Genomic DNA, 9,276 nt, shown 5'->3' on the forward strand with positions numbered 1-9,276 from the left:
GTTCGGTTGGCCTACGCGGCAGTGCTGCGTAAGCAGGCCAGCCTCGGTCCGGCCCGGCGAAGCACGCCGGGCGCTCGGCTAACCCGCGCGGCAGTGCCGCATAAGCAGGTCAGCCTCAGTCCGGCCCGGCGAAGCACGCCGGGCGCTCGGCTGACCTACGCGGCAGTGCCGCGCAAACAGGTCAGCCTCGGTCCGGCCCGGCGAAGCACGCCAGGCGCTCGGCTAACCCGCGCGGCAGTGCCGCGCAAACGGGTTAGCCTCGATCCGGCCCGGCGAAGCACGCCGGGCGCTCGGCTAACCCGCGCGGCAGTGCCGCGCAAACGGGTTAGCCTCGCCCATCGAACAATTCGCGGCCTATCAGCATGCGGCGGATTTCGTTGGTGCCGGCGCCGATGGCGTACAGCTTGGCATCGCGCAGCAGGCGTCCGGTGGGGTATTCGTTGATGTAGCCATTGCCGCCCAGCGCCTGGATGGCTTCCAGCGCCACCTGCACGCAGGCTTCCGATGCGTGCAGCAGGCAACCGGCGGCGGCGGCGCGCGAGTAATGGCCGGCGTCGTAGTCGCGTCCCACCTGGTAAGCGAAGGCACGGCTGGATTGCAGCGCTGTGTACATGTCGGCGATCTTGCCCTGCATCAGGCCGAAGGTGCCGATGGCCGCGTCGAACTGCTTGCGTTCGCGCACGTAGGGCAGGGCGGCGTCCAGCGCTGCCTGCATGATGCCCAGCGGCCCGCCGCTGATCACCAGGCGCTCGGTGTTGAGGCCGGCCATCAGCACCTTGACGCCGTTATCGACCTCGCCCAGCACGTTCTCAGCCGGAATCTCGCAGTCTTCGAACACCAGTTCGCAGGTGTTGCTGCCGCGCATGCCCAGCTTGTCCAGCTTCTGCGCGGTGCGGAAACCCTTCATGCCCTTCTCGACGATGAAGGCGGTCATGCACTTGGAACCGCATTCCTTGCCCGCGGTGCGCATGTACACCACCAGCACATCGGCTTCGGGGCCGTTGGTGATCCACATCTTGCTGCCGTTGGCCACCCATGCGTCGCCGCGCCGCTCGGCCCGGCAGCTCATCGAGCCGACCACGTCCGAACCGGCGCCCGGTTCGCTCATCGCCAGCGCGCCTTTCCACTCGCCGCTGCACAGCTTGGGCAGGTACTTCTGGCGTTGCGCTTCGCTGCCGTTGGCATACAGATTGGACACGCACAGGTTGGAATGGGCGACGTAGCTGAGCCCGACCGAACCGGACGCACGCGAAATCTCCTCCATCGCCACCAGATGCGCCAGGTAGCCCATGTCGCTGCCGCCGTACTCGCCCGGCACGGTCAGCCCCAGCAGGCCCAGTTCGCCCAGCTTGGGCCACAGGTCCTGCGGGAAAACGTTCTCGTGGTCGATCGCTTCGGCGCGCGGCGCGATCTCGCTGTCGGCGAAACGGCGTACCGCTTCGCGCAGCGCATCGATCTCTTCGCCTAGCGGAAAAGCGTGGATTGAAACAGGTCGCATTCGGTCCTCCCTCCTTTTGCGGCCTTCGCGGCTGGCGTCAGTGCTCGCCGCGCAGGTGTCCCATGAAACGGGGTGCGGTACGTCCCAGCGGCAGCTTCAGTTTGCCGATCGAAGCGATGCGCGCCTCGGCGATGCGGTCGGCCGCGTACTGCGGGGCGATGCCTTCGCGTTCGGAGAGCTCGAAGATGCTGCCGACGTTATGGTAGATGTTGCGCATCAGGCGCATCGCGCGTTCGCGGTTGTAGCCGTCGATCTCCAGCGATACGTTCATCACGCCGCCCGCGTTCACCGCGTAGTCCGGCGCGTACAGGATGCCGCGCTTGGCGGCCTCGTCGCCGGTCACGTGCGACATCTGGTTGTTGGCGGTGCCGCAGATGATCTTGGCCTTGAGCCGCGGCAGGGTTTCGGCGTTGATCGCGTATTCCATGGCGCAGGGCGAGAACACATCCACCGGCAGGTCGTAGATCTCGTCGGGCTTGACCGCCTCGGCGCCGTATTCTTCGACCGCGCGTTCCACCAGCGCCGGGTTCAGATCGGCCACGAAGAGTTTGGCGCCGCGCTCCTTCAGTAGCTTCAGGAACTCCATGCCGATATGGCCAAGGCCCTGCACGGCGTAGCTGTACTTGCCGATTTCCTCGTTGCCGAATTTCTTGTTCAACGTGGCCATCAGGCCCTGCAGCGCGCCATAGGCGGTGAACGGGGCAGGGTCGCCGGAACCGCCATGCACCTGGTGCACGCCGACCACGTACTCGGTCTCGCGGTAGACGTTTTCCATGTCGTTGACGTCGGTGCCCATGTCTTCGGCGGTGATGTAGCGGCCGCCCAGCGAGTCGACATAGCGGCCGAAGCCGCGGAACGCGGTCTCGGTCTTGTCGGTGGCCGGGTCGCCGATCAGGATCGCCTTGCCGCCGCCGACGTTCAGGCCGGCCAGCGCGTTTTTGTAGGTCATGGTGCGGCTGAGCCGCAGCGCGTCGGTCAGCGCCGCCTGGGTATTGGGGTAGGGCCGCATGCGCACGCCGCCCAGCGCGGGGCCGAGCACGGTGCTGTGGATGGCGATGATCGCCTTAAGGCCCGCGTCCTTGTTGTTGCAGAACACCACCTGTTCGTGGCCGGACGTATCGAGGGTTTCGAAAATCATGGGGAGGGCTCCGAATTGCGCTGCCTGCTGGCTGCTGCAAGTTGCCAGGAACTGTGCCTAAAGGATTGACTGGAAACAAAAAAGCGACGTTGCCGAAAGCGGGCAAGGGCGTCGCATGCGCACAGTCTAATCCAATCGCTGTGACGTGGTCGGCAGTACTTCGGCGCAGGAGGCTGGGTTGCGGCGGGTTTGCTTTGCCCCCTTTGGAAAAGGGGGCTACGGGGGATTTGCTCTTGATCTTCATTGAGAGCCAAGAGCAAATCCCCCTCAATCCCCCTTTTGACCAGCCATTCGGCTGTTGAAAAGCGCTTCAAAGGGGAAGGCAAAAATGCATCGCGAATGCAGTGGAACTGACGGTGCGCGATGCGTCGGCCGCGTAGAGCCTGCCCCGCATTTGATAGGGGGCCGACCTACGGATGTCGAAGAACTCTGCCGACCAACGGCATTGAATAATACGAACGGTCGTGCTATTTGTTCCACCATGACACCCGTAGCCACCACTTCCAAAGGCACCGCAACGCGCGAGCTGATAGTAGAGCGCGCTTTCGGTATCGCCCGTCGCAACGGCTTGGAAGGCCTGTCCATCGGCGAGCTGGCCACCGCGGTCGGCATGTCCAAGAGCGGGGTGTTCGCCCATTTCGGCTCCCGTGAGGACCTGCAGCTCAGCGTGCTGGAGTGGACCGCGCAGCGTTTCACCGAAACCGTGGTGCGTCCCGCGCTGGCCCAGCCACGTGGGTTGCCGCGTCTGCGCGCCATCGTCTCGGGCTGGTTCGACTGGGTGCTGATGAGCGAGGAAGGTTGCGTGATCCTGGCTGCCGCCGGCGAATACGACGGCCGCCCGGGTCCGATGCGCGACCGCATCGTCGGCTGGCTGAGCCAGTGGAACGCGCAGCTGGCCAAGGCGGTGACCCATTGCATCGAATCCGGCGAACTGGCCGCCGACACCGACCCCGAACTCATGGCTTTCGAGCTGGCTGCGCTTGCCGATGGCCTGCACAACACACGCCTGATCGACCCGGCGCGTGCCGAAGGCATGGCGCGCCGCTCGTTCGAACGCCTGATCCGCTCCTACTCCCCCTGAACCCCACCGACTGAACCCCCACGGAGGTCGCCATGGCTGCCATCGCCAAACCTAGAAATAGCACGGTCGTTCTAAAATCGCTGCTGACCACATTGCGCTTTACCGCAATGCGCGCCGGTTTCGCCGTCGGCGGATGGCTGATGCCCAAGGCGACCCTGCATCGCGCGTTCCGTCTGTTTGGCACGCCGATGCCCGGTGCGCGGGAACGGGCGCTGGCTGCCGACACGCTGGGGGCGCGCATCGAGTCGCTGGAACACGGCGAGCACCGCGTCGCCGCCTACCTCTGGGGCGATCCTGCGCACCAGCCGCTGGTGTTGCTGGCGCACGGCTGGTCGAGTTTCGGCCTGCGCTTCGCGCCCTGGATACGCGCGTTGCGCCAGGCCGGCTATGCGGTGGTCACTTTCGACCAATTGGCGCACGGCCGCAGCAGCGGCCGCCGCGCCACGCTGCCTTCCTTCGCCGAAACCCTGTTCCAGGTCGCCAGGCACTACGGGCCGTTGGCTGCGGTGGTCGGCCACTCGCTGGGCGGCGCGGCCACTATGCTGGCGTTGTCCAAGGGCATGCAGGCCGAGCGCACCGTGCTGATCGCGCCGGCCGCCGATCCCATGGCTGCCGCCGATCGTTTCGGGCGCGCGGTGGGACTGGCGCAATCGCTGCGCAGCCGCCTCTTCGATGAGTGGGAAAAGCGTTTCCACATTCCGGTCGCCGGTTTGCAGGTGCACGTCAACGCGCCGTTTATCGCGCGTCCGGCGCTGGTCGTGCACGACCTGGAAGACCGCGAAGTGCCATGGGCCGAAGGCGAACGCTATGCGCGCTACTGGCCGCAGGCGCGCCTGCTCACCACCTCCGGACTGGGGCACCACCGCGTTGCCGCGGAGCCGCAAGTGATCGCCGAAGCATTGCGTTTCCTCAAGGGAGAAACCGTCGGCGAACGCGTCGTCTCCTCGCCCAATCTGCCGTTCGGCATCGCCTGAACCTCCTAGCAGGCGATGCATACGGGTGGGCATGGAGGCCCACCCACCTTTGACTAACGTGCGCGACGTTACAATTGCCGCTTGTTCACTTGCACGTGAGGGCGCGCATGAGCACGCCGGCTTCGAATCTTCCCGCCACCCAGAGCGACAACACCCCGCTGCGCTTCGTCACCGCCGCCAGCCTGTTCGACGGGCACGATGCGGCGATCAACATCATGCGCCGCCTGATCCAGGGGCAGGGCGCCGAAGTGATCCACCTCGGCCACAACCGCAGCGTCGAGGACGTGGTGCGCGCCGCGCTGCAGGAAGACGCCGACGCCATCGCCCTGTCGTCCTACCAGGGCGGGCACGTCGAATATTTCAAGTACATGGTCGACATGCTGGCCGAACGCGGCGCCAGCCATATCCGCGTGTTCGGCGGCGGCGGCGGCACCATCACGCCTGAGGAAATCCGCGAGCTGCAGGCCTACGGCGTGGAACGCATCTACCACCCCAACGACGGCATGCACATGGGCCTGGTGCAGATGATCGAGGATGTGGTGGAGCGCGCGGAGGGCGCGCGGGATTCGGAATTCGGGATTTGGGATTCGCAAAGGCGAAATCCTGACATCAGCGACGAGATCGCCATCGGCCGAATGCTCAGCGCGATAGAGGACGGCGTTTTTTCCGAGGCCGAGCTGGCCCTGATGCGCAAGACCTGGGTCAATCCCCGCCACAACGAATCCCGAATCCCGAATCCCGAATCACGCGCCACCCCCGTCCTCGGCATCACCGGCACCGGCGGCGCCGGCAAGTCCTCGGTCACCGACGAACTGTTGAACCGCTTCCTGGCCAGCTTCCCGCAGATGCGCATCGCGGTGATCTCGGTCGATCCCACCCGCCGCCGTACCGGCGGCGCGCTGCTGGGCGACCGCATCCGCATGAATTCGCTGCGCAGCCACCGCGTGTACATGCGCTCCATGGCTACGCGCCGGCAGCATGCGGCCACCAACATGGTGTTGAAGGACTGCATCGGTTTCCTCAAGGGCCTGGGCTACGACCTGGTCATCGTGGAAACGGCCGGCATCGGCCAGAGCGATTCGGAAATCGTCGATCTGGTCGATTTCCCCATGTACGTGATGACCAGCGAGTATGGCGCTGCCAGCCAGCTGGAAAAGATCGACATGCTCGATTTCGCCGAGCTGATCGTGCTCAACAAATACGACAAGCGCGGCGCCGAAGACGCATTGCGCGACGTGCGCAAGCAGTGGAAGCGCAACCGCGTCGCTTTCCAGACCGCAGACGAGGACGTACCGGCGTACCCCACCATCGCCAGCCAGTTCAACGACCCTGGCATCAGCTGGATGTTCGTCAATCTGTGCCGTCTGTTGCGCGAAAAACTTTCGCTCCCGGCGCAGAAGTGGACGCCGCAATTGGACACTTCGCTGAAGGAGCCGCGCGCCACCGTGCTGATCCCCGGTGCGCGCGTGCGTTACCTGGCCGAAATCGCCGAGCAGGGCAGGGGCATCAACAAGGCCGTCGAACAGCAGGCGGAAATCGCCAGCCGTGCGCAGCACCTGTGGGAGTCGCTGCGGGAAATCGGTGATGACAAGCTGCCGAAGGCGCTGGATCTGTTTGCGACCGACGACTTGCTCCTTCCCCCGTTCACGGGGGAAGGTTGGGATGGGGGCAAGGCCTCCGACCAACCTGCATCGGCCGCCGGCCCCCACCCCAACCCTCCCCCGAAATCGGGGGAGGGGGCAATCCACATCGATCGTTCGCTGTTGACGTTGCGCCAGCGCTACCAGGACGCCGTCCAGTCCCTGACCAACGAAAACCTGAAGCTCTTGCGTGACTGGCCGCAGCGCCTGAAGTCCATCACCGACGAACACTTCACCTACGAAGTACGCGGCAAGGCCGTCACCGGCGAAAACTACCGCCAGTCGCTCAGCCACCAGCCCATCCCCAAGATCGCCGCGCCCACCTACAAGTCGTGGGGCGAACTGCTGACCTTCCTGGGCAAGGAAAACCTGCCGGGCAGCTATCCGTTCACCGGCGGCGTGTATCCGTACCGCCGCACCGGCGAAGACCCCATCCGCATGTTCGCCGGCGAAGGCACGCCGGAGCGCACCAACCGCCGTTTCCACTACCTGTCGGTCGGCCAGCCCGCCGCGCGCCTGTCCACGGCGTTCGACAGCGTGACGCTGTACGGCGAAGACCCCGCGCCGCGTCCGGACATCTACGGCAAGATCGGCAACTCCGGCGTCAACATCCCGACGCTCGACGACATGAAGAAGCTGTATTCCGGCTTCGACCTGTGCTCGCCCACCACCAGCGTATCGATGACCATCAACGGCCCGGCGCCGATGATCCTGGCCATGTTCATGAACACCGCCATCGACCAGCAGGTGGAGTTGTACCTGAAGGAAGACGAGCAGCGCTGGAAAGACGCCGAAGCGACCATCGCCAAACTGTTCGAAGGCCGCCAGCGTCCGCAGTACCACGGTGAACTGCCGCCCACCAACAACGGTCTTGGTCTGGGCCTGCTGGGCATCACCGGCGAACAGGTGGTCGATGCGGAAACCTACGCGCGCATCAAGGCGCAGACGCTCAAGACCGTGCGCGGCACCGTGCAGGCCGACATCCTGAAGGAAGACCAGGCGCAGAACACCTGCATCTTCAGCACCGAATTCGCGCTGCGCATGATGGGCGACATCCAGCAGTACTTCGTCGATAACGGCGTGCGCAATTTCTATTCGGTGTCCATTTCCGGCTACCACATCGCCGAAGCCGGCGCGAATCCGATCTCGCAACTCGCGTTTACGCTGAGCAACGGCTTCACCATCGTCGAGTACTACCTGGCCCGCGGCATGAAGGTGGACGACTTCGCCGCCAACCTGTCGTTCTTTTTCAGCAACGGCATGGATCCGGAATACACCGTCATCGGCCGCGTCGCCCGCCGCATCTGGGCGCGCGCCATGCGCGAACGCTACGGCGCCAACGAACGCTCGCAGATGATGAAGTACCACATCCAGACTTCGGGCCGTTCGCTGCACGCGCAGGAAATCCAGTTCAACGACATCCGCACCACGCTGCAGGCGCTGTATGCGCTGTTCGACAACTGCAACTCACTGCACACCAACGCCTACGACGAGGCCATCACCACGCCGACGGAAGAATCGGTGCGCCGCGCAGTGGCCATCCAGATGATCATCAACAAGGAGCTGGGGCTCAACTTCATCGAGAATCCGTGGCAGGGCAGCTTCGCCGTGGATTACCTGACCGATCTGGTGGAAGAGGCCGTGTACAAGGAATTCGAAGCCATCAGCGAGCGCGGCGGCGTGCTGGGCGCCATGGACACCATGTACCAGCGCGGCAAGATCCAGGAAGAGTCGCTGTACTACGAACACAAGAAGCACGACGGCAGTCTGCCGCTGGTGGGCGTCAACACCTTCCTGCCGCGCGAGCACGGCGGCGACATCGTCACCGAGATCGAGCTGATCCGCTCGACCGAAGAAGAGAAGGGCCAGCAGATCGCCAACGTGCTGGGCTGGCAGAAGTCGCGCAACGCGCTGGCGCCCGATGGCGAGACCTCGCACGGCCATGTGGTGGATTCGGAAGACGTGGAAGTCCACGACGGCCACGGACTGGGTTATTTGCAGGACACCGCACGCCAACGCCAGAACGTGTTCACTGCGTTGATGGAAGCGGTGAAGACCCACTCATTGGGTCAGATCAGCCATGCGCTGTACGACGTGGGTGGGGAGTACCGGCGCAACATGTGAGGCGTGCAGCGCTAACCTCACCCTGAGGAAGGCTTGAACCGCTCTTCTCCCGTGATCCCCAGCGTAGCGAGGGATCTGTTTTCCCTGCGAACCAGCAGCTCCCTCGCTACGCTCGGGATGACATTCGACGCTATCCCGGCTCCACAACAGGTTTCGATCTTCATGCGCAATCCCCTGCAGGAACAACTGCTCAAGGCCGGCCTGGTCAAGAAGTCCAAGGTCGCCGAGGTCGCGCGCGAACAGGCCAGGCTGCGCCACGGCAAGGCGCCGCCGGCGCCCAGCGCGGAGCAGGCCGAAGCCGAGCGCGTGCGCCTGGAAAAGGCCGAGCGCGACCGCGCGCTGGCTGCCGAACGCAACGCGCAGGCGCGTCTGCACGAGCAACGCGCGCAGGTCCGGCAGATCGTCGAGCAGAACAAGCTGAAGCTCATCGGCGAGATCGCTTATGCCTTCACCGACGAAAGCGTCATCAGGAACGTGCTGGTCGACGAAACCGTGCGCAAGCAATTGGCCGGCGGCGCTCTGGTCATCGTCCGTCACGACCAGGGTTATGCGGTAATCCCGCGTGCAGCGGCCGACAAGGTCTACGCCCGCGATGCGGCGATGGTCGTGCTGGACCACGGCAAGGCCGGGGAAGGTTCAACCGATGGCGCGGACGACGACTACTACAGCCAGTTCAAAGTGCCGGACGATCTGATCTGGTAACAGAACCGCAGCCACCCGCCTTTGTGTAGGAGCGGCGTAAGCCGCGAAGCCCTGAAAAATCCAGCCGCCTTCCTGCGCTGAAATCCGGTGATCCGTGGCGGGACAGGGTGAGGGTCCTG

The 9,276-nt window shown here is 64.7% G+C and carries 6 protein-coding genes; 4 read left to right on the forward strand and 2 right to left on the reverse strand.

Going from position 1 to position 9,276, the window contains the following annotated elements; all coding sequences use genetic code 11:
• Nucleotides 1-325 precede the first annotated feature (325 nt).
• Nucleotides 326-1,498, reverse strand: a complete 1,173-nt coding sequence (locus BLR66_RS01600) for an acyl-CoA dehydrogenase family protein (RefSeq protein WP_093279883.1) — start codon at nucleotides 1,496-1,498, stop codon at nucleotides 326-328.
• A gap of 37 nt (nucleotides 1,499-1,535) precedes the next feature.
• Complete coding sequence (locus tag BLR66_RS01605; protein ID WP_093279884.1) at nucleotides 1,536-2,636, reverse strand: Glu/Leu/Phe/Val family dehydrogenase; 1,101 nt, start codon at nucleotides 2,634-2,636, stop codon at nucleotides 1,536-1,538.
• Nucleotides 2,637-3,117: 481 nt separating this feature from the next.
• On the opposite strand from BLR66_RS01605, the gene BLR66_RS01610 reads away from it, so the two are divergent.
• The 4 genes from BLR66_RS01610 (at nucleotide 3,118) to BLR66_RS01625 (ending at nucleotide 9,157) form a co-directional block, all read left to right on the forward strand.
• The gene (locus BLR66_RS01610) at nucleotides 3,118-3,717 is read left to right on the forward strand and encodes a TetR/AcrR family transcriptional regulator (RefSeq protein ID WP_093279885.1); all 600 of its coding nucleotides are present in this window, start codon (nucleotides 3,118-3,120) and stop codon (nucleotides 3,715-3,717) included.
• 32 nt (nucleotides 3,718-3,749) lie between these two features.
• The gene (locus BLR66_RS01615) at nucleotides 3,750-4,691 is read left to right on the forward strand and encodes an alpha/beta hydrolase (protein WP_093279886.1); all 942 of its coding nucleotides are present in this window, start codon (nucleotides 3,750-3,752) and stop codon (nucleotides 4,689-4,691) included.
• A 107-nt stretch (nucleotides 4,692-4,798) separates the two neighbouring features.
• Entirely contained in the window at nucleotides 4,799-8,455 is a 3,657-nt protein-coding gene (locus BLR66_RS01620) for a methylmalonyl-CoA mutase family protein (RefSeq protein ID WP_093279887.1), read from the forward strand.
• Nucleotides 8,456-8,617: 162 nt separating this feature from the next.
• Complete coding sequence (locus BLR66_RS01625) at nucleotides 8,618-9,157, forward strand: DUF2058 domain-containing protein (protein ID WP_093284167.1); 540 nt, start codon at nucleotides 8,618-8,620, stop codon at nucleotides 9,155-9,157.
• Nucleotides 9,158-9,276: the final 119 nt, after the last annotated feature.

Source organism: Pseudoxanthomonas sp. CF125 (genome assembly GCF_900104085.1).
In the GTDB taxonomy this organism is placed as follows: domain Bacteria; phylum Pseudomonadota; class Gammaproteobacteria; order Xanthomonadales; family Xanthomonadaceae; genus Pseudoxanthomonas_A.